This is a genomic window from Catenulispora rubra, from assembly GCF_015356825.1.
GTDB classification, from domain to species: Bacteria; Actinomycetota; Actinomycetes; order Streptomycetales; family Catenulisporaceae; genus Catenulispora; species Catenulispora rubra.
The window spans coordinates 1-20,249 of record NZ_JAACYW010000211.1 but is presented as its reverse complement, the minus strand read 5'-3'; the positions used below and the strand labels follow the sequence as shown (position 1 = coordinate 20,249).

15 protein-coding genes are annotated in these 20,249 nt (G+C 71.4%); 2 read left to right on the top strand and 13 right to left on the bottom strand.

The genetic code is table 11. The features are described from left to right. The 3 genes from GWK61_RS38645 to GWK61_RS38635 all read right to left on the bottom strand — a co-directional run. On the bottom strand, window positions 1-2,239 hold a 2,239-nt coding region (locus tag GWK61_RS38645), incomplete at its 3' end, for a Tex family protein (protein WP_194916668.1). Window positions 2,240-2,296: 57 nt separating this feature from the next. After that, window positions 2,297-2,803: a nucleoside-diphosphate kinase gene (locus GWK61_RS38640; RefSeq protein ID WP_194916667.1), complete on the bottom strand. Its 507-nt coding sequence runs from the start codon at window positions 2,801-2,803 to the stop codon at window positions 2,297-2,299. Window positions 2,804-2,854: 51 nt separating this feature from the next. Then, complete coding sequence (locus tag GWK61_RS38635) at window positions 2,855-3,598, bottom strand: class I SAM-dependent methyltransferase (RefSeq protein WP_228563647.1); 744 nt, start codon at window positions 3,596-3,598, stop codon at window positions 2,855-2,857. 139 nt (window positions 3,599-3,737) lie between these two features. On the opposite strand from GWK61_RS38635, the gene GWK61_RS38630 reads away from it, so the two are divergent. Continuing rightward, window positions 3,738-5,933, top strand: a complete 2,196-nt coding sequence (locus tag GWK61_RS38630; RefSeq protein ID WP_194916666.1) for an MMPL family transporter — start codon at window positions 3,738-3,740, stop codon at window positions 5,931-5,933. 100 nt (window positions 5,934-6,033) lie between these two features. Here the strand turns inward: GWK61_RS38630 and GWK61_RS38625 are convergent, their stop codons facing one another. The 3 genes from GWK61_RS38625 to GWK61_RS38615 all read right to left on the bottom strand — a co-directional run bounded on the left by GWK61_RS38625 (window position 6,034) and on the right by GWK61_RS38615 (window position 10,140). Continuing rightward, window positions 6,034-6,981 (bottom strand): TIGR03621 family F420-dependent LLM class oxidoreductase, encoded by a 948-nt coding sequence (locus GWK61_RS38625; protein WP_194916665.1) that lies wholly within the window; start codon window positions 6,979-6,981, stop codon window positions 6,034-6,036. Between the two features lie 4 nt (window positions 6,982-6,985). Continuing rightward, window positions 6,986-8,473 (bottom strand): FAD-dependent oxidoreductase, encoded by a 1,488-nt coding sequence (locus GWK61_RS38620; RefSeq protein ID WP_323747946.1) that lies wholly within the window; start codon window positions 8,471-8,473, stop codon window positions 6,986-6,988. A gap of 164 nt (window positions 8,474-8,637) precedes the next feature. Next, window positions 8,638-10,140 carry a helix-turn-helix domain-containing protein gene (locus GWK61_RS38615; protein ID WP_499703426.1) on the bottom strand — a complete coding sequence of 501 codons (1,503 nt, stop codon included), beginning with the start codon at window positions 10,138-10,140 and terminating at the stop codon, window positions 8,638-8,640. A 698-nt stretch (window positions 10,141-10,838) separates the two neighbouring features. On the opposite strand from GWK61_RS38615, the gene GWK61_RS61055 reads away from it, so the two are divergent. Then, complete coding sequence (locus tag GWK61_RS61055; RefSeq protein ID WP_194916663.1) at window positions 10,839-11,291, top strand: WhiB family transcriptional regulator; 453 nt, start codon at window positions 10,839-10,841, stop codon at window positions 11,289-11,291. Between the two features lie 374 nt (window positions 11,292-11,665). Here the strand turns inward: GWK61_RS61055 and GWK61_RS38605 are convergent, their stop codons facing one another. From GWK61_RS38605 to GWK61_RS58890, 7 genes are all read right to left on the bottom strand, one after another. Continuing rightward, entirely contained in the window at window positions 11,666-12,472 is an 807-nt protein-coding gene (locus GWK61_RS38605) for a TrmH family RNA methyltransferase (protein ID WP_194916662.1), read from the bottom strand. 47 nt (window positions 12,473-12,519) lie between these two features. Then, entirely contained in the window at window positions 12,520-13,122 is a 603-nt protein-coding gene (locus GWK61_RS38600; RefSeq protein WP_194916661.1) for a TetR/AcrR family transcriptional regulator, read from the bottom strand. Between the two features lie 9 nt (window positions 13,123-13,131). Then, on the bottom strand, window positions 13,132-14,145 hold the full coding sequence (locus tag GWK61_RS38595) for an aldo/keto reductase (protein WP_194916660.1): 1,014 nt from the start codon (window positions 14,143-14,145) through the stop codon (window positions 13,132-13,134). Window positions 14,146-14,251: 106 nt separating this feature from the next. Further along, window positions 14,252-14,920 (bottom strand): hypothetical protein, encoded by a 669-nt coding sequence (locus GWK61_RS38590; protein WP_194916659.1) that lies wholly within the window; start codon window positions 14,918-14,920, stop codon window positions 14,252-14,254. A 65-nt stretch (window positions 14,921-14,985) separates the two neighbouring features. After that, the gene (cobA, locus tag GWK61_RS38585; protein WP_194916658.1) at window positions 14,986-16,203 is read right to left on the bottom strand and encodes a uroporphyrinogen-III C-methyltransferase; all 1,218 of its coding nucleotides are present in this window, start codon (window positions 16,201-16,203) and stop codon (window positions 14,986-14,988) included. Between the two features lie 54 nt (window positions 16,204-16,257). Beyond that, the gene (cobT, locus tag GWK61_RS38580; RefSeq protein WP_228563646.1) at window positions 16,258-19,860 is read right to left on the bottom strand and encodes a nicotinate-nucleotide--dimethylbenzimidazole phosphoribosyltransferase; all 3,603 of its coding nucleotides are present in this window, start codon (window positions 19,858-19,860) and stop codon (window positions 16,258-16,260) included. Further along, complete coding sequence (locus tag GWK61_RS58890; RefSeq protein ID WP_438939804.1) at window positions 19,860-20,210, bottom strand: hypothetical protein; 351 nt, start codon at window positions 20,208-20,210, stop codon at window positions 19,860-19,862. The genes cobT and GWK61_RS58890 overlap by 1 nt, the downstream gene beginning before the upstream one ends. Between the last annotated feature and the right edge of the window lie 39 nt (window positions 20,211-20,249).

Sequence of the window (20,249 nt, the reverse complement as noted above, 5' to 3'; positions counted from 1 at the left end):
GCCGCTGGCGGCCCGGGCCGCCGCCGGAGCCTGAGCCCGCCTCGTCGTCGAGGCGCAGCGTCAGCGCGATGCGCTTGCGCACCGGGTCCACGTCCAGCACCTTCACCCGGACCACGTCGCCGGGCTTCACCACGTCGCGCGGGTCCTTCACGAACGTCTTCGACAGGGCCGAGATGTGCACCAGGCCGTCCTGATGGACGCCGACGTCGACGAAGGCGCCGAAGGCCGCGACGTTCGTGACCACGCCCTCCAGGAGCATGCCGGGCTGGAGGTCGCCGATCTTCTCCACGCCCTCCTTGAAGGTCGCGGTCTTGAACGCCGGGCGGGGGTCGCGGCCCGGCTTCTCCAGTTCGGCCAGGATGTCGGTGACGGTGGGGACGCCGAAGGTGTCGTCGGCGAACTCCGTCGGCTTCAGGGCCCGGAGGGCCTTGGTGTCGCCGATCAGTTCCTTGATGCCGGTGCCGGTGGTGGCCAGGATGCGGCGGACCACCGGGTAGGCCTCGGGGTGGACCGAGGAGGCGTCCAGCGGGTCGTCGCCGCCGGGGATGCGGAGGAAGCCCGCGCACTGCTCGAAGGCCTTCGCGCCGAGGCGGGGAACGCTCTTGATGGCGCTGCGGGTGGCGAAGGGGCCGTTGGCGTCGCGGTGCGCGACGATGTTGTCGGCCAGGGACGAGCCGATGCCGGAGACCCGGGTCAGCAGCGGGGCCGAGGCGGTGTTCACGTCCACGCCGACGGCGTTCACGCAGTCCTCGACCACCGCGTCCAGCGAGCGCGAGAGCTTGCCCTCGGCCAGGTCGTGCTGGTACTGGCCGACGCCGATCGACTTCGGGTCGATCTTCACCAGCTCGGCGAGCGGGTCCTGGAGGCGCCGGGCGATCGACACCGCGCCGCGCAGGGAGACGTCCATGTCCGGCAGTTCCTGCGAGGCGAACGCCGAGGCCGAGTACACCGACGCGCCGGCCTCGGAGACCATGATCTTCGTCAGCTTCAGCTCCGGCATGGTGGCGACGAGTTCCTGGGCCAGCTTGTCGGTCTCGCGGGAGGCGGTGCCGTTGCCGAAGGCGATCAGCTCGACCTTGTGCACCTTGGCCAGGGAGGCCAGCTTCGCCAGGGCCTCGTTCCACTTGTTCTGCGGGACGTGCGGGTAGATCACGTCGGTGGCGACGACCTTGCCGGTGGCGTCCACGACCGCGACCTTCACGCCGGTGCGGTAGCCGGGGTCCAGGCCCATGGTGGCGCGGGTGCCGGCCGGGGCGGCCAGCAGCAGGTCGCGCAGGTTCGCCGCGAACACCCGGACCGCCTCGTCCTCAGCGAGGGTCCACAGCTGCATGCGGACGTCCACGGCCAGGCGGACCAGGATCCGGGTGCGCCAGGCCCAGCGGACGGTGTCGTTCAGCCACTTCACGCCGGCGCCGGGGGTGGTCGGCGACGGGATGGCGAAGGTCTTCGCGATCCGGACCTCGTACCCGCTCTGCGTGACCGGGGCGCCGGGATCTGGATCGGAGTCCTCGGGGTCGAAGGTGAGGTCCAGGACCTCCTCCTTCTCGCCCCGCAGCAGCGCCAGGATGCGATGCGACGGCAGCGCGGTGAAGGGCTCTGCGAAGTCGAAGTAGTCGGAGAACTTCGCCCCGGCCTCCTCCTTGCCCTCGCGGACCTTGGCGGTGATCCGTCCGCTGCCCCACATGCGCTCACGCAGCGCGCCGATCAGGTCCGCGTCCTCGCCGAACCGCTCGACCAGGATCGAGCGCGCACCGTCCAGGGCCGCGGCGGCGTCCGCGACGCCCTTGTCTGCGTCCACGTAGTCCGCGGCGGTCGCCGTCGGGTCCAGCGCGGGGTCGCCGAGCAGCGCGTCGGCCAGCGGCTCCAGCCCGGCCTCGCGCGCGATCATCGCCTTGGTGCGCCGCTTGGGCTTGAACGGCAGGTAGATGTCCTCCAGCCGGGACTTGGAGTCCGCGGCGAGGATCTGCGCCTCCAGGGCCTCGTCGAGCTTGCCCTGGCTGCGGATCGACTCCAGGATCGCCTCCCGGCGCTCCTCCATCTCGCGCAGGTAGCGCAGCCGCTCTTCCAGCGTGCGCAGCTGCGTGTCGTCCAGCCCCTCGGTCACCTCCTTGCGGTACCGCGCGACGAACGGCACGGTCGCGCCGCCGTCCAGGAGCTCGACGGCCGACCGGACTTGCCGTTCGGTGACGCCGAGCTCCTCGGCGATGCGCAGGTGGATGGACGCTGCTGTCGCTGCCACGCGTGGTACTCCCGCCAGGTGAAAAGCCTGCTTAACTCGCGAGAGCGATCCTAGCGACTAGAGCACGAACTTCTCCGCGACCGTGGAGTACTCGAAGAGTTCTTCGTCCGAGAACCACAGCGCGACTTCCTGCTTGGCCTCGTCGATGTTGCCCGAGGCGTGCACCAGGTTGGCCACCGCGATGCCGTTGGCCGTGGCGTAGGCCTTGTTCTGGTGCGCGTAGTCGCCGCGGATGGTGCCCGGGGCGGCCTCGTTGGGGTAGGTGGAGCCGACCAGCTTGCGGACCGTCTTGACCGCGTCGATGCCCTCCAGCACGAACGCCAGGACCGGGCCGGACTGCATGAAGGCCGCGGTGGCGTTGTAGACGCCGGCTCCGAAGCGCTCCTCGAGGTCGAAGTAGTGCTTGCGGGTCAGGTCGGCGTCCATCCACACCATCTTGGAGCCGACCACCTTCAGCAGCGCGTCCTCGAACCTGGTCAGGACCCGCCCCATGGTGCCGCGCGCCACGGCGTCGGGCTTGAGCAGGACGAGCGTCCGCTCGACGGGGGCGCCGGTGTCGGTCATATGCGTGGTCCTTCGCTGTTCGACGATGTTTCCGTTACTGCTGTAAGCATCTTATTGGGCACGCGCGTAGGTGATGATTTCGCGGCTGGCGTCGGTCAGCGGACCGGTCCTCTGGTCCCCGTACTGGTTCTCGATCGCGAAGCCGGCCTCTTCCAGGAACGGGTTCAGCGTCTCGGGGGTGTGGAAGCGCAGCGTGGCCCGCGCGACCCGCAGCGGTGTGCCATCCAGGCGCGCGACGGTGTCGGTGAAGGTCACCAGCGGCCCGTCCACCGACTCCACCTCGAACCAGCCGCGGTACTCGCGCCCGTCGGGCATGGTGAAGGGGCCGCCGTTGTCGGGGTTCCACCCCTCCCAGGCGCGGGCCTGGAGGTGCCGGGTCCCGAACATGAAGACCCCGCCCGGCCGGAGCGCCCGGCGGATCGCGGCCAGCGAGGCCCGCAGTTCGTCGTCGGCGGCGAGGCACTGGAAGGCGTTGCTGTTCATCGTGACCGCCGCGAACTCGGCCTCGAAGGTCATCTCGGCGGCCGTGCACCGCAGCCATTCGATGTCGGTCCGCCGCCGGGCGCGGGCCAGCATCGACTCGTCCGGATCGACCCCGACCAGCCGCCCCGCGGCGCCGCGCTCCCGGGCGGTGTGCAGGTAGCTTCCGGTGCCGCAGCCCACGTCAAGGACCGCGTCGACGGCGACCGCGGCGTCGGTGAGGAACTGCTCGTACGGTGATCCGTCGGGGTCCCAGGGGTTCTCCACGTCGTACATGAGGGCTGAGTCGTCGTCGGTGAAAGCGGGCCCGGTCAAAAAAGTTCTCCCCCCCGTTGCAAAAACGCGTTGTATCGCGTGTCACAATAGCTCGGTAACGAGTCCGCGAGTCGGACCCGCACGAGCGGTGGGGGACCGTCCGCGGACGGAGGTCGCGATAGCCTGAGGGGGCTCTTTCGTGAGTGGTAACGCGTTGACCAACGCGGATTCGGAACCGGGCGCGTTCGCCCGGATCGTGTCCGGACGCAAATCCAAATGGGTGGTGTTCGCCGTTTGGATCCTGGTGATCTTCAGCCTGGGCAGCTTCGCGACGAAGCTGAACGACGCCCAGAAGAACGACACCACGTCCTGGCTGCCCAAGAGCGCCGAATCCACGAAGGAACTGAAGATCGAGGGTGACTTCCACCCGAACTGGTACCCGGCGATCCTGCTGTACGCCCGGTCGACCGGGCTGACCGACGCCGACAAGGCGCAGGCCCAGAACGCCGCGGCGATCATGGAGCAGGACCCGCCGGCGAAGAACCTGGACCTGGTGGTGCACACCGCCGTCCAGGTCATCCCGCTGACCACCGGTCCGAACGCCGGCAAGGCGATCCAGATCATCGTGCCGGTGAACCCCGGCAGCGCCGGCTGGAACAAGTTCCCGGACACCATCGCGGCGATGAAGGCCGCGCTGGGCACACCGTCCGCGGGCTTGCAGACGTACGTCACCGGGCCGATGGGTGAGGCCGGCGACGAAGCCGACGCCTTCAAGAAGATCAACGGCTCGCTGACCTACTTCACCGCGTTCGCCGTGATCATCATCCTGCTGATCGCCTACCGCAGCCCGATCCTGTGGTTGCTGCCGCTGCTGACGGTCGGCGGCGGCGCTCTGACGGTGGCCGAGTCGGTGATCTATCTGCTGGCCAAACACGCGGGACTGACGGTGAACGGCCAAGCGGCGTTCATCTTGATCGTCTTGGTGTTCGGCGCCGGTACCGACTACGCACTGTTGCTCATCGCGAGATATCGAGAAGAGCTCAGGCGGTACGAGGACCGGCACGAGGCGATGGCGCACGCCGTGCACCGAGCCGGGCCCGCCCTGGTCGCCAGCTCCGCCACGGTGGCCGTCAGCATGCTGATCCTGCTGGTCGCGGAGATGAACTCGACCAAGGGCATGGGCCCGGTCCTGGCCATCGGCGTGATCATCGCGCTGGCCGCGATGCTGACCCTGATGCCGGCGCTGCTGGTCATCTTCGGCCGCTGGGTGTTCTGGCCGGTCCGCCCGGCCTTCGGCTCCGACGAGCCGACGCAGCACGGCGTCTGGGCCCGCATGGGCAAGCGGATCGCGGTCCGTCCGCGCGCCGTGTGGGTGGGCACCGCGGTGGTCCTGATCGCGCTGGCCGGCGGGGTCACCGAGCTCAACGCCCACCAGCAGACGGTGGCCGAGCAGTTCGTCACCAAGCCGGCCTCCGTGACCGGAGCCGAGGTGCAGGCCCGGTACTTCCCGGGCAACTCCGGGCAGCCGCTGAGCGTCATCGGCGACGCCTCGCAGGTCGACGCGGTCACGGCGAAGCTCAAGACGGTCGCGGGGGTCGACCCGAACGGCGTCGGCGTCCCCAAGACCATCAAGAGCGCGGTGGTCAACGGGCACTTCTACGTCGAGGCGGCGCTGACCGACGCCCCGGACTCCAAGGCCGCGCAGAACACGGTCGACCGGGTCCGCGCCGCGGTGCACTCCGTCCCGGGGGCCAACGCCGTGGTCGGCGGCGGCCCGGCGGTGACGCTGGACATCGCCCGCGCCTCCAGCCACGACAGCAAGCTGATCATCCCGCTGATCCTGTTGGCGGTTTTCATCATCCTGGGCCTGCTGCTGCGCGCCTTCATGGCGCCGCTGCTGCTGATCCTGACGGTGATCCTGTCCTTCGGCGCCTCGCTGGGCATCAGCGCCCTGGTGTTCAAGGGCCTGGGCTGGCACGGCGTGGACATCGGGATGCCGCTGTTCGGCTTCGTGTTCCTGGTGGCGCTGGGCATCGACTACAACATCTTCCTGATGACCCGCATCAGGGAGGAGTCGGTGCGGCGCGGCACCCGGCGCGGCGCGCTGGTCGGCCTGTCCGCCACCGGCGGCGTGATCACCTGGGCCGGCCTGGTCCTGGCGGCCACCTTCGGGGTCCTGGCCACGCTGCCGATCGTGCCGTTCGCCGAGATCGGCTTCGCGGTCGCGCTCGGCGTGCTGCTGGACACCATGATCGTGCGCTCGGTCCTGGTCACCGCGCTGACCCTGGACATCGGCAAGCGGATGTGGTGGCCGTCGCGGCTGTCCAAGGCCGACGAGCCCGACGGCGGTTCGCTGGACGCCGCGCGGGCCGCGGACGACAGCGTGCTGGTGTGACGCTGCAGTAGTTAGAAAAACAGCTGGTTAAAGCGATGGGGAGGCTCCCACCCGGGAGCCTCCCCATCGCTTTCTGCTGCTTTCCATTGCTTTCCGTGTTCTACCGCCCGGCGAGCTCCTCGACGACCGGGGCCATGGCGTCCAGGTCGTCGATCAGGAAGGAGTTGATCCCGAACCGCTCGCGCAGCCCCAGGAACTTGGCGACCAGGTCCTTCGGACTGCCGATGTAGGTGTGCGGCGACTCCAGCAGCTCGTCGATCGTCAGCTCGATGCCGGTCCGGTCGCGGACCCGCTCGATGCGCCGCTGGGCCTCGACGCGGGGTTCGTGGGTGACGACGATCGGCCCGGTCACCGGATAGGTGTTGAACTCGATCTCGGCGAAGCGGTCCCCCGCGGCCTCCCGGATCCAGCCGATCTTCTCCTCGGTCGCCGCCACGGTGATGGTGCGCGGGTCGGAGACCGGCTTGCCGTCGACGGTGATCAGGCGCGGTGCCAGACCGATTATCTGGGCCTCGCGGGCAGCCAGCGTCAGGAACCGCTTACCACCCCCGCCGAGGAAGAACGGCGGATGCGGCCGCTGCACGGGGAGCGGCAGGGAGTCGAAGTCGGTGATCGTGTAGTGCTCGCCGGCGAAGGAGAACGGCCCCTCGGCGAAGCAGCCCTTGAGGATCGCGATCGCCTCGGTCAGCTGCTTGATCCGCACGCCGACCGACTCGAAGGGGATCCCGATGGCGTCGTACTCGGGCTTGTTCCAGCCGGCGCCGATCCCGATGTCGAGCCGCCCGCCCGACAACTGGTCGAGCGTCGCCAGTTCCTGGGCCAGCACGGCCGGGTGCCGCAGGTTGTTGTTGAGCACGAACGTCCCGATGCGCAGGTGCTCGGTCACCGCCGCGACCTGTGCCAGCGGTAGCAGTGGGGCGTATTCCATGAGGTGGTCGGAGAGCACGAAGCTCGAATAACCCATCGCCTCTGCCTTGCGGGCCAGAGGAATCAGGCCGGCGAACTCCTCGTCATCGGCGACGGCCGCGAGGAAGCGGAAAGGACGCATCCTGTCATCTTTCCGGACGGCGGCGGTCTGTGGCGGCGGCGATCGCCTTCGCGACGTCCTCGATGGTCGGGGCGTCGGCGGCCCAGGCGATGTAGCCGTCGGGGCGGACCAGGCGCACCGGCCCGCCGTCGGCCGGCACGGCCGTCGTCACTCCCGGTGCCCGCACTCCGACCCTCTCCGCTGCCTCGTGCAGCTCCGCCGGAGCCAGCAGCACGAATCCGCCGCCGCGCAGCGCTTCGAGCAGCCGCGAAGGGGCGCCGTCCAGCGCCACGTCCCCGGCGCGGTGCCCGGTCAGCGGGTGCGAGCCGTGCGGCGCGGGATAGCTGATCCACAGTCCCGACAACGCATATCCGATCCTGCGGTTCACCGCCGGACGCGCCAGCGCGAAGTGCATGGCCAGGTTCCGGGCCTTGCGGGCCGGGGTCATCTTGATCTCCGCCGCGCGCAGCAACAGGCCCGAGCCCTTGATCACCGCGCTGCCGACCGGATAACGCTCGGACTCGTAGGTGTCGAGCAGCGCGTCGTCGGCGTGTCCGCGCAACACGGCGACCAGCTTCCACGACAGGTTCGCCGCGTCGAGCAGCCCGGTGTTCATGCCCTGCCCGCCGGCCGGGCTGTGGGTGTGCGCGGCGTCGCCGGCCAGGAACACCCGGCCGACGCGGTAGTGCTCGGCCTGCCGCTCGTCGCTGTGGAAGCGGCTGGACCAGCGCGGCTCCCCCATGCCGAAGTCGGTGCCGAGGGTTTCGCGCAGGATCTCGCGGACCTCGCTGAGCTCGACCGGCTCGGTCTCGGCCTTCGCGTGCTTCTGGTCCCAGCAGATGATGCGGTGGTAGCCGTCCTTGAACGGGGCCACGAAGGCGAACTTGTCGCCGTCGGTGTTCGTCGCGATGCGCGCCTGCGGCGGCTGCGACAACCGCGCGTCCACCAGCATCACCGACGCGACCACGGTGTGGCCGGGGAACTCCACGCCGAGCAGCGAGCGCACCGCGCTGCGGCTGCCGTCGGTGCCGACCACGTACGCCGCGCGCTCCTCGCGGGTGCCGGAGGCGTCGCGCGCGGTGACGGTCACGCCGTCCGCGTCCTGCCGCAGCCCGACGACTTCGGTGTCGTACCGGATCCGGACCCCGAGCCGTTCCAAGCGCTCGTGCAGCACGGCCTCGGTCTCGTACTGCGGCACCACCAGCAGGTACGGATACGGCGTCGGCAGATCCGAGACGTCCACCACCGCCGTGTCGAACAACCGCAACGACTGCACCGGCGCGCCGCGCTCGATCAGCGGGGCCGCGATGCCGCGGGAATCGAAAGCCTCCAAAGTCGTCGCGTGCACCACCAGCGCACGGCTCAGATTGGACAACCCCGGGGGCCGCCGCTCCAGCAGCGTCACCGGGACCCCGGACTCCGCCAGGTCCCCCGCCAGCAACAGGCCGGTGGGACCGGCTCCGACGACGACAACGCCGCGACTGTCAACACTCTTATCAATATGCTCGGACACGCCTGGAACGTAGCGTTCTGAACCGCTTCCAGTCCAGACTCCGGATCCCGACTGCACAGCCTAGAACAACCCAGAACCCAGGGGGCCACGCCGGACGGCCCCACGGCCGTCATTCCGGCGGACCCCCTGGTAAGAACAAGATCCGAGCCCCCGGCCCGGCGGCGTCAGGTCGCCAAGCGCATCGTCGCGCCCCAAGAGGAGTTCATCCGCATATCCAGTTCGCGAACCGAGCGGGTGTCCTCGAAGTTGTCCATCTTGCGGCGGACGTTGTAGATCCGGTCCCAGCCGATGCCGTACCAGTGCTTGTCCAGGTTCACCAGGGCCCGCTCCAGGGTGACACAGGCCTGCTCGATCTCCTTGGTGCGCACATGGATGTCAGCCATGTCCGCCAGAACGATGGTGCGCTGCTTGGCCTCGTTGGGCTTGAGCGCCATCAACGAGCACAGCAGCGCCTCCTGCGCGAGTTCCGGGCTGCCGCCGTTGATGTGGCAGAAGCCTTTGAAGCCGTTGAGGCGCGTGGCGTCGAAGTAGTCCAGCCACTCGGGGTCCGGGACGGCGGAGCGGTCGGCGTCCGACAGGGCCTCCTCCGCCCGGCCGATCAGGTCGACCGCGCGCTTGTGGTCGCCCAGGCGCGCCTCGATCTCGGCGTCCACGGCGTGCAGCCAGGAGCGCTGGACGGCGCTGACGCCGCGTGCGGCGTGCGCGTAGGCGGCGCGCATCAGGTCGCGGGACTCGCCGGCCTTGCCGTCCCAGGCCGGGACGAAGGCCAGGTGCGCCAGGATCGCCGAGCCCAGCTGGTGGTCGTCGGCCTCGCGGGCGGCGACCAGGGCGTTGCGGTAGTGCATGCGGGCCGGCTCGGTCTTCTTCAGGTCGAAGAACGCCAGGCGCGCGGCCAGCAGCGAGGCCTCGGCCAGCGAGCCGGCCAGCCGGGAGCGCTGGGTCTGCGGGCCGGTCCCGCTCAGCAGCGCGGCCCCGAGTTGGGCGTGCGCCACGGCCGGGGAGTACATGCGGGCCGGGGGGACGGTGTAGTAGAGGGATCGCTGCTGGCTGGTGATGAACTCATAGCCGTCCACCATCTGCCGGTCGAACGGGACCGCTCGGCCGGCCGGGTCGGCAGCGGCCGGGAGCCGGTCGGGGGCCTCGGCCCCGTACGCGGTCTCACCCGCCCCGGCGACGGTCAGCGCCGCGGCGGCGCTGGTGACGAATTCTCGGCGCTTCACTGGGTCGTGCCCTCCAGATCGGTCGGCGGGCCGCGTGCGGCACAGCCCTGCCATCCGTCCGTGTTGCGTGGCTCCCCCAGCTGCACCGTCGTCCTCGGGCCCCACTTCCGGAGCACGCCCAGTGGCGGCGGTCGGTGGCTGTGACGACTCCGGTCGCGGCGCCCACGGCACCGACCATCCGACCTGGAATCCCATCTGCGCGACGGAGACGCCGAAGACCTCTTCCAGGACCCGCTGGTACGCCGGAAGCGGACACGGCGGATCCTCACTCTCCCACCGGCGGACCTGCCGGACGGACAGTGACAGCACCTTACCAAGCGCGCGGGAGGCTTTCTCGAACTCCGCGGCGAATTCCGCCTGCGTCCAGTGCCGGGACAGCCGCAAGGCCTTCAGGGCCGTGTTGCCCGCCGGCTTCCTACCCGGGGAAGAGCCTGAATCCACCTGCATGGCAGAACCCTTCGGTCCATGCGCCTGGAGCGCCCGGCCCCGCGCCGACCGCAGCCCGACTTCGGCGGCGGCCTGGTGGCCGGCCGTCGCAGAGGGCTGGTTCAGACGTTAGACCCGAACAAGCCTCCAATGGTAGTACAACCACCCGAAAGGACTATGGCGAATACCTGCGAAAACAGCGATCAGCCTGATCAGGGCTTTGCGATCTTGAGGGTGATTTGCCAAAAAATCTCCTTCTTCCACGCTCAGCGGCAGATCAGCGGGATCCGGCGGCCCGACATTGCCGCCTGCGGGGTCGCGGCGACACGGACAGCGACGTCATGCGGCCGGATGGCCTATCGAGCCCTCTATAACATGGTGCGAAGAATTCTCGGTTGCCAGAGGTTTATCCCGGGGCGGCGATCTGAACCCCGGCGGAGGCACAGACCGCCTTCTTGAGTGAATCCGCCGATGCTCGTGCAACCGCGCGTGCATGTGCCGTGACGCGTTCGCCCTGTGCAGTTCATCGCCGTTCATCGCCGTTCATCGAAACCGGCTGAGAAGATTTCGCCCCGTTCGGCGGGAACACGGGAAGCCCGTGATCCGTTACACCCGTAACCCGGCATTGCCGCTGACGGCGCCAGCTGAGAGGCGGTGCGAGTAGCCGGGTGGGTCTTGGCAGGTGCGCGGGAACGTAGATGGAGGGGGTGAGCCGGACCATGGCTCAGCAGACCACGGTACGAGGAGCCGTCGGACCGATACCGGTTCGCTCGTCGTCCGCCCGGACGGCGGCCCGGATTCCGCCGATCGCCGAGCTCAAGCTCGGCTGGCAGGAGCGCGGACTGTGCCAGTCCGGGGACGCGACGGTGTTCTTCGCCCCGGACTCGGAGCGGATCCGGGAGCGGGAGAAGCGGGAGGCGTCGGCCAAGCGGGTGTGCGACGACTGCCCGGTCCGCCAGCAGTGCCTGGAGCACGCGCTGGCGCTGCCGGAACAGTTCGGCATCTGGGGCGGACTGACGGAGTTGGAGCGGGCCGAGGAGGCCCGGCGCCGCCGCGGCGCCGCGACCGGCGCGCGTCCGGTGGTGGTGCCGATCCGGATCGGCACGCAGCGCGACCGGGGGTTCGCCGACGCCCAGGCGGCGGCCAGGGAGGGGACCGAAGTGGCGGCGTGAACGCCACGGTGAGCACAGGAGCACTGAAGATTCACCGGATTCACAGCACGGCACAGAGCCTTACGGGGCGCACAGCTTTACGGGGTAGAACCCAGCTTCACCGCACGACACAGCTTTAACGCACAGCACAGCTTTAACGCACAGCACAGGTTTGACACACAGCACAGGTTTACACACAGCACAGCGTTCGCCCGACCATGAGAGTGCAGCCTCTGGACGAACCAAGCGCCGGGTGGGCCGGGGAGGCCGCCCGGCGCTGGGTTTTTCCCGGCGTCTCCCGCACCAGCTCGACGGGTCGGTCCGCGCGATATCGCCGATATCGGCGCCCGCAATGGGAGAATCGCAAGCGCCCGCCGGCGGGAAATCAGCGCGAATCAGTTCGCGGCGATCGCATAACAGGCGACCGCCGCCGCCGCGGCGACATTCAGCGAATCCACGCCGGCCGCCATCGGAATCCGCACCCGCAATTCCGCCGCCGCCAATGCCGGATCCGACAAACCGTCGCCCTCGGTCCCCAGCAGCAGCGCCACCTTGTCCTCCGGCCCGAAACGCAGGTCCCGCAAGTCGATCGCGGTCGGGCCCGGGGTCAGCGCGATCGTCCGGAAGCCGTGCTCGGCCAGCGTCGCCAGACCGCCGGGCCAGGAGTCCAGCCGGGCGTAGGGCAGCGCGAAGACCGTCCCCATCGACACCCGGACCGAACGCCGGTAGAGCGGGTCGGCGCAGCTCGGCGTCAGCACCGCCGCGTCCATCCCCAGCGCCGCCGCGCTGCGGAAGATCGCGCCGAGGTTGGTGTGGTTGACGATGTCCTCCATCACCACGACCCGGCGCGCCCGCGCCAGCACCGCCCCGGCGTCCGGGACCGGCGTGCGCTGCATCGAGGCCAGAGCGCCGCGGTGGACGTGGAAGCCGGTCACCGCCTCCAGCAACGCTTCGTCGCCGACGTACACCGGCGCGTCCACGGCGTCGATCAGCGGCCGCATCGCCTCGGCCCACTTCGGCGACAGCAGCGTCGAGCGCATCGGGTAGCCGGCGGCCAGCGCGCGGCGGATCACCTTCTCGCCCTCGGCCAGGAACAAGCCCTCGGCGGGTTCGCGGACCTTGCGCAGCTCGACGTCGGTGAGGCCGGAGTAGTCGTGCAGGCGCGGGTCGGACGGGTCGGTGACTTCGATCAGTTCTCCCACAGCGCTAGATCTTGCCGTATCCAGCGCTCCCGCCGTATTCGGCGGCCTCAGCGGGAATCGCGGGGCAGCAGACCGTCGCGCAGCAGCGCCCAGACGTTGGCGAAGGACTCGTCGACGGCCGGCCGCACCCACTCCGCGCGCGTCGCCGGGTTGTGGAACTTCGCCATAGCGTCGAACACCGCCGACGCCGTGGTCTTCGGATCCGCCGCCGCCATCTCGCCGCGCGCCACGCCTGCGACGATCAGCTTCGTCAGCTGCTCGACCACGAAGTCGATGTGCGCGACCACCGGCGTGCGCGCTTCTTCGGCGAGTTCGGCGAACGCCGTGAAGAACTCCGGGTCGTCCCGCGCCCGGGTCCACTTCGTCTCCGCCAGCGTCCACAGCAGCAGCCGCACGCGCTCGACGGTGTCCCCCGCGCCGTCGGCGATCTCCTCCAGCGCGGGGTGCATCCGCTCCAGCCAGCGGTCGACCACGGCGTCGCGCAGGTCCGCCTTGGTCGGGAAGTGCCGGTACACCGAGCCGTGGCTGACCCCGAGCGCGCGTGCGACGTCGACCACGCTGGTCTTGGCCGGGCCGAAGCGGCGCAGGGTCTCCTCCGCCGCTTCGAGGATGCGCTCGGGGGTCAAAGGGCCACTGGTACTGGTGCTCACCGCTGCACTCTATTTCTCCGAGTCGAGGTGGGCCATCTGCTCGGCGACGTACCGGTCTCCGGCCGCCGCGCCGGCGGGCACCGCCTTCTCGATCTCGGCCAGGTCGTCGGCGGTCAGCGTGACGCCGAGGGAGCCCAGCGACTCCTCAAGGCGGCTCCGGGTGCGGGCGCCGACCAGCGGCACGATGTCCGTGCCCTGCGCCGCGACCCAGGCGATCGCCAGCTGTGCGACCGTGGCGTTCTTCTGCACGGCGAGCGCGCGCAGCGTCTCGACCAGCGCCAGGTTGTGGTCCAGGTTCTCGCCCTGGAACCGCGGCGAGACCGAGCGGAAGTCACGCTCGGCGGAGCGCTCCTTGCTCCAGTGGCCGCTGATCAGACCCCGGGACAGCACGCCGTAGGCGGTGATCCCGATGCCCAGCTCGCGGGCGGTCGGCAGGATCGTGCCCTCGATGCCCCGGGAGATCAGCGAGTACTCGATCTGCAGGTCCGAGATCGGGTGCACGGCCGAGGCCCGGCGCAGCGTGTCCGCGCCGACCTCGGACAGGCCGATGTGCCGGACGTACCCGGCCTGCACCATCTCGGCCAGCGCGCCGACGGTCTCCTCGATCGGGACGCTCGGGTCCAGCCGGGCCGGGCGGTAGATGTCGACGTGGTCCACGCCGAGCCGGCGCAGCGAGTACGACAGCGCCGTCTTCAGGGCGTTCGGGCTGGTGTCGTAACCGATGAAGGCGCCGGACGGGTCGCGCTGCGCGCCGAACTTCACGCTCAGCTGGTAACGGTCGCGGTCCACGCCGCGCAGGGCGTCGGCCAGCAGGAGCTCGTTGTCGCCCATGCCGTAGAAGTCGCCGGTGTCGATCAGGGTGATCCCGGCGTCCAGCGCGGCGCGCACGGTGGCGACGGACTCGTCGCGGTCGGCAGGCCCGTACAGGGCGGACATGCCCATGGCCCCGAGGCCGAGGGGGAAGACCTGGGGGCCCTCGGCGCCGAGCCGGCGCTTGGTGGAGGAGCTGTCAGTCGTCGTCATGGGAACCACGATACGACTGACAGCTGACAGATTTCAAGTTTTGTCAGTCATGCAGTTGTCAGGGCCGGTCAGGGCCGGTCAAGGGCAGGACTGTCAGGCGGGGCTGTCAGGCGGCGCCGCCCACCGGGCTCGCCGGGTCGGCCGGGCTCGCGGTGTCCCCGGGCGTGGCCGGCGCGTTCGCCGCCTTGGCCGGGACCGCGACGACGGTGGCCGTGATGGTGTCGCCCTGGAGCGGCCCGGCCACCGTCACGGTCATCCCGACCTGCAGATCAGCCGAGGTGAGCGGGTGTGCCTTGGTCCCGAACCGGGTCTTGGCGTCGTAGTCGACGGTCACCGCCTTGCCCTTGCCCTCGATGCCGGAGAAGGAGCCGGTCCCGAGCTGCGTGATCTTGACCCGGGCGAGCTTCGGGGCCTTGGCGCGCCGACCGGTCGCGCCGGTCGTGGCCCCGGCGCCGGGCGCCTGGTTCGGGTCCTGCTGGCTGGTGGTCGGCGCGGACGCCGCGGTGTCCGACGAGGACGAGCCCGACTGCAGCGCCGCGGTGGTGCCCCAGGCCGCCCCGCCGAGCACGATCACACCGGCGGTGCCGAGCACGGCCAGCTTCAGCGGGCCGAGCCGGGTCAGGCGCTGCTTGAAGCCCGGCCGCGGCTGGGGCGTGCCGTGAGGCTGCTGCTCGAAGGGCTGCTGGGCCTGCGGCTGCTCATAACCCGGGATGTTGTATGGGTCCACCGGCTCGAACTGCCGGGTCGCGTCGATCGGGTCCTGATCCTGGCTCATAGCCGTATTACAACCGGCGGCGGATAAGCCGGTGGTCAATAAGACCGATGTAAAGGCCGCGCCGCTCAGGTGAGCGCGACGACCGGCCCCACCACGACGATCGCCGGCGGCCGGATCCCGGCCTCGGCCACCGCCGACTCGACCAGCGCGAGCGTGGTCTGCACCCGGCGCTCGCCGGGCATCGTGCCCTCCTGGATCACCGCGACCGGGGTCTGCGGATCACGGCCGTTGGCCAGCAGGGCGGCGGAGATCGCGCCTATGCGCTCGATGCCCATCAGGATCACCAGCGTGCCGGTCATCCGGCCCAGGGCGTCCCAGTCCACCAGGGACTTCGGGTGGTCCGGGGCGACGTGCCCGGAGACCACGGTGAACTCGTGCGCGACGCCGCGGTGCGTCACCGGGATCCCGGCCAGCGCCGGGACCGAGATGGAGCTGGTGATGCCGGGCACCACCGAGCACGGCACGCCGGCCTCGGCGCAGGCCAGCACCTCCTCGAAGCCGCGGCCGAAGACGAACGGGTCGCCGCCCTTGAGCCGGACCACGGACTTGCCGGCCTTCGCGCGGTCGATGAGGATCTCGTTGATCGCGTCCTGGGCCAGCGCGCGGCCGTAAGGGATCTTCGACGCGTCGATGATCTCCACGTCCGGCGCCAGCTCGTCCAGCAGCCCGCGCGGCCCGAGCCGGTCGGCCACCACCACGTCGGCCTCGGCCAGCAGCCGGCGGCCGCGCACGGTGATCAGGTCCGGGTCGCCGGGCCCGCCGCCGACCAGCGCCACGCCGGGGGTGCGGCCGCGGTGGTGCGGGGCAGCCAGGGTGCCGTCGCGCAGGCCCTCCAGGACGCCGTCCCGGACGTCCACGGCGCGCCGCGGGTCGCCGCCGCCGATCACCGCGACGGTGACGCCGTCGTGCCGCCCGACGGCCGGGGTCCACGCCGTGGAGTCCTCGGCCGAGTCGGCCCGCGAGCAGAACACCCGGCCGGCCTCGGCCTCGCGCGCCACCGCGCCGTTCACCGCCGGATCGTCGGCCGCGGCCACGACGTACCAGGCCGCGGCGAGGTCTCCGTCGCGGTAGGGCCGCCGCTCCCAGACGATCTCGCCGCCGTCCGCCAGCGCCTCGACGGCCGGCGTCGCCTCGGGGGCGATCACCAGCACGTCGGCGCGGGCGTCCAGCAGCCCGAGCACGCGGCGCTGGGCGACCGGGCCGGCGCCGACCACCACCACCAGCCGGCCGGCCAGGCGCAGCGCGGCGGGGTAGACGGAGGTGGGGTCGGTCATGGCGCTCATCAGTCGTGGGGTTCCTGTGTCGGTCGCGTGGAGCTCGGCTGGTCGGCGGGTCGCCTAGGCGGCGTTCTCGTCGTCCTCGTCCGCGCGCTCGGCGACGCCGGCCGACTCGAAAGTGGCCACGTCCCGCAGCGCGCGCACCGCCGCCTGCACCAACGGTAGAGCCAGCACGGCTCCGCTGCCCTCCCCCAACCGCAATTCGAGATCGATCAGCGGGACCACGCCCAGGGCCTCCAGCGCGAGCTGGTGCCCGGACTCGGCCGAGCGGTGCCCGGCGACCATGGCCGCGGTGGCGTCCGGGGCCAGCGCCTGGGCCACCAGCGCCGCGGCGCCGGCGATCACGCCGTCCAGGATCACCGGGATCCGCAGGCTGGCCGCGCCCAGGATGAAGCCGGCCAGCGCCGCGTGCTCCAGGCCGCCGACCGCGGCCAGCACGCCCAGCGGGTCCGCCGGGTCCGGCCGGTGCAGGTCCAGGGCCCGGCGCACGACGTCCACCTTGTGCGCATAGGTCTGCTCGTCTATCCCGGTGCCGTAGCCGGTGACCTGGGTCGGCGAGGCGCCGGTGAACGCGGCGATCAGCGCCGCGCTCGCGGTGGTGTTCGCGATGCCCATGTCGCCGGTCAGCAGCACCTTGTTGCCGGCCGCGACCAGGTCCCGCGCGGTCTCGACGCCGACCTCCAGCGCGGTCATCGCCTCCTCGCGGGTCATCGCGGGGCCCTCGGCCAGGTCCGCGGTGCCGTAGCGGATCTTGCGCGGCACCAGCCCGGTCTGCTGCGGCAGGTCGGCGTTGACGCCGACGTCCACCACGCACACCTCGGCGCCGATCTGGTTCGCGAAGGCGTTGACCACGGCCCCGCCGGCCAGGAAGTTGAGCACCATCTGCGCGGTGACCTCCTGCGGCCAGGGCGTGACGCCCTGCGCGTGCACGCCGTGGTCGGCGGCGAAGATCGCCACCGCGGCGGGCTCGGGCACCGGCGGCGGGAAGACCCCGGCCAGCCCGGTGAGCTGGATGGAGACGTCCTCCAGGACGCCCAGCGAGCCGGCCGGCTTGGTCATCACCTCGTGGCGGGCCACCGCGGCGTCGAAGGCCGCCTTGTCGAGCGGGCCGATCGCGGCCAGGGTCTCGTCCAGCAGCGACACCGGGCTGCTGCCGGGCAGCGCGCGCCGGCCGTACTGCTCGTCGTGCACGGCCCAGGCCAGCGGCCGCCGCTTGGCCCAGCCGGCGCCGGACAGCTCCGGCTCGCCGGGGAACTCGTGGACGAAGCCGACGCACAGGTACGCCACCACCGACAGGTGGTCCGGCAGGTCCAGGGTCCGGGTGAGCTCGCGCTCGTCGAAGAACGACACCCAGCCCACGCCCAGCCCCTCGGCGCGCGCGGCGAGCCACAGGTTCTCCACCGCGAGAGCGGCGCTGTACGGGGCCATCTGCGGCTGCGAGTGCCGGCCCAGCGTGTGCCGGCCGCCGCGGGTCGGGTCGCAGGTCACGACGATGTTGACCGGAGTGTCGAGGATGGCCTCGATCTTCAGGTCCTTGAACGCCTTCTGCCGGGCCTTGGGCAGCGAGGCGGAGTAGGCGTCGCGCTGGCGCGCGGCGAGGTCGTGCACGGCCTGCCGGGTCTCGCGGCTGCGCAGCACGAGGAAGTCCCAGGGCTGCGAGAAGCCGACGCTCGGCGCGGTGTGCGCGGCCTCCAGGACCCGGGTGAGGACTTCATCCGGGATCGGGTCGGCGAGGAAGGTGGAGCGCACGTCGCGGCGCTCGCGGATGACGCGGTGCACGGCGGCGAGTTCGGCGTCGTCGTACGGGGGGACGCGGGGGACGTCGTCGTAGGGCTCGCCGTCGGTGTCGTAGAGGTCGTCGTCGACGGCCTGGAGCTGGGTCGGGACCTGGACCTGTCCCGGGATCTGGACCGGGATATGGCCTTGAACCTGGCCCTGAACCTGGCCTTCGAGCTCGGCGGCCTCGGCCTCGCCGGATTCCGGCCCGGCGGTGGCGGCCCACGGGACCAGCATCTCGGGCTCGGCGTCGGCGTCGGCGTCCTCGTCGAGCGCCACGTCGTCGACCGGCGCGATGGCCACGGTCGGGGTCGCGAACACCGGCCCGGGCTCCTCCCCCGCCCCGCCGAACTCAACGCCCTCGCTCGGGTCGTCGAACACCGGCGGCGCCGGCTCGAAGCGCGGCGGGTCGAGGTGCGCGCCGAGCGGTGGCTCGGTCTGGGCCTCGGCGGCGGTGCCGAGGCCGTAGTCGGGGCTGGTGTTGGGGGTCAGCGGACGGTCGCCGAAGGAGGGCATGCCGCCCTCCGGCGCGCCGAAGACCGGGGTCGGCGGCGCGGACTGGGCAGACGGTCCGGCTTCGGCAGCGGCGCCGAACACGGGTTCGTCGACAGGACGTGCGCCGAACGACGGATCGTTGCCGGGCCGGGCACCGAACGAAGGATCGTTACCGGCCTGCGGCGCGAAAGCCTGCGGACCACCGAACGTCGCCTGCGGGTCGATGCCCGCGGAGTGCGCGTCCTGCGCCGGGGGGAAGACGGGCTCATCAGCAGCCGGCGGGAAGCCCTGCGGGCGGGTGCCGAAGCTGGGCTCGACGCCGGGCTCCTCGGCCTCGCCGAAGCTCGGGGCGGGCGGGAAGCCCTGGAGGGCATCGAAGGCCGACTGGCCGGGCGGGTAACCCTGTGCACCAGCCTCAGCTCCGAAGCCTTGCGGGCCGGCAGGCGGGAAGGGCGGGTGCCCGGACTCGGTGGTGAAGCTTTGCGGTCCGTCGAAGACAGCCTCGTCCCCGCCGAACCCGGGCGCACCGGCTGGCGGGAAACCTTGCGGGGCACCGAATCCGGTGTTGTTCACCGGCGGGAAGCCCTGCTCGCCGAACGCCTGCTCTTCACCCTGCGGCGCGCCGAAGCCCTGCGGCCTGGGCGCGTAGCCCTGCTCGCCGAACCCGCGCTCGTCACTCTGCTGCGGGGCGAAACCCTGCGGTCCGGGCGGGAAACCCTGGTCGCTGAACGCCTGCTCCTCGGCCTGCGGTGCCGCGAAGCCCTGCGGCCCGGGCGGGAAACCCTGGGGCGTGCCGAAGCCGCCGGGTGCGTCGTCGGCGGGGAAGTCTGTGTTCTGCGTGTTCTGCGTGTTCTGCGTGTTCTGCATGTTCTGGGCGTTCTGGGCGCCGGGGTGCTGGCCGAAGGAGTCGTGGCCGGGGTCGTCGAGGACCGCCGGGATGATGTCCGTCGGCTGGTCGTAGGAGGCCGGGCCGCGCAGCGGTGCGCGCAGGTCGAAGCCGGGGCGCTCGGGGGCCTCCGGGACGTCGAAGACGCTGATGTCGAACTGGCCGCGGGGATCGCGGGGGTCGCGCATGTCCCGCATGTCACGAGGTTCGCGCGGATCGCGGTCGTCGCGCGGCAGGGCGGTGCGGTCGGCGGCCTCGTCGAAGTCGTTGCCGTCGGCCGGGGAGGCCTGCTGCGGGACCACCGGGTCGCGGCGGAACACGTCGAACTGCTGGGCCTGGCGCAGCGCCTCGGCGCCGCGGGCACCCGGGGAGCGGCGGGGCGTGGGGCCCGAGTCGGCGTTGGAGTCGCGCTGCTGGGGCACGCCGAAACCGCCGCGGTTCTCAGAACCCTGATTCCGGGGGCCGGGCTGCGGGCCGCGGCCGGGCGGCGGCTGCATCGAGGGCATCATCGGACGCTGAGGGCGGCCGGGGTCGCCCTGGCCGCGCCCGCCGTCCACGGGACCGCGCCCGCCGGCCGGCGGCTGGTCGCGGAACACCGATCCGGGCGGCGCCGCGGGTCCACCGGGCGCACCCGCCGGACGCGGACGGATCGGACGCGTCGGACGATTCGCCGAATCCGGACCCTGCGGTCCGCCGGGACCGCCGGGACCACCGGGGCCGCCAAGACCACCGGGGCCGCCGGAAACGCCACCGGGTACGCCAGGACCGCCACCCCCGCGCCGACCCTGCTCCGGTCCGCCGAACGCACCACGCGGCTCCTGCCCGTCGCGCATCCGCATGCCGTTGCCGGGGCCACCAGGACCGCCAGGTCCGCCAGGCCCACCGGGTCCGGCCG

Excerpts from the sequence above, each read along its gene's own strand:
- GWK61_RS38640 (WP_194916667.1), bottom strand. The coding sequence starts at position 2,803 with ATGACCGACACCGGCGCCCCCGTCGAGCGGACGCTCGTCCTGCTCAAG.
- GWK61_RS38625 (WP_194916665.1), bottom strand. The coding sequence starts at position 6,981 with ATGCGTCCTTTCCGCTTCCTCGCGGCCGTCGCCGATGACGAGGAGTTC.
- GWK61_RS38615 (WP_499703426.1), bottom strand. The coding sequence starts at position 10,140 with ATGCAGGTGGATTCAGGCTCTTCCCCGGGTAGGAAGCCGGCGGGCAAC.
- GWK61_RS61055 (WP_194916663.1), top strand. The coding sequence starts at position 10,839 with ATGGCTCAGCAGACCACGGTACGAGGAGCCGTCGGACCGATACCGGTT.
- GWK61_RS38595 (WP_194916660.1), bottom strand. The coding sequence starts at position 14,145 with ATGACGACGACTGACAGCTCCTCCACCAAGCGCCGGCTCGGCGCCGAG.
- GWK61_RS38590 (WP_194916659.1), bottom strand. The coding sequence starts at position 14,920 with ATGAGCCAGGATCAGGACCCGATCGACGCGACCCGGCAGTTCGAGCCG.
- cobA (WP_194916658.1), bottom strand. The coding sequence starts at position 16,203 with ATGAGCGCCATGACCGACCCCACCTCCGTCTACCCCGCCGCGCTGCGC.
- cobT (WP_228563646.1), bottom strand. The coding sequence starts at position 19,860 with ATGCCCTCGATGCAGCCGCCGCCCGGCCGCGGCCCGCAGCCCGGCCCC.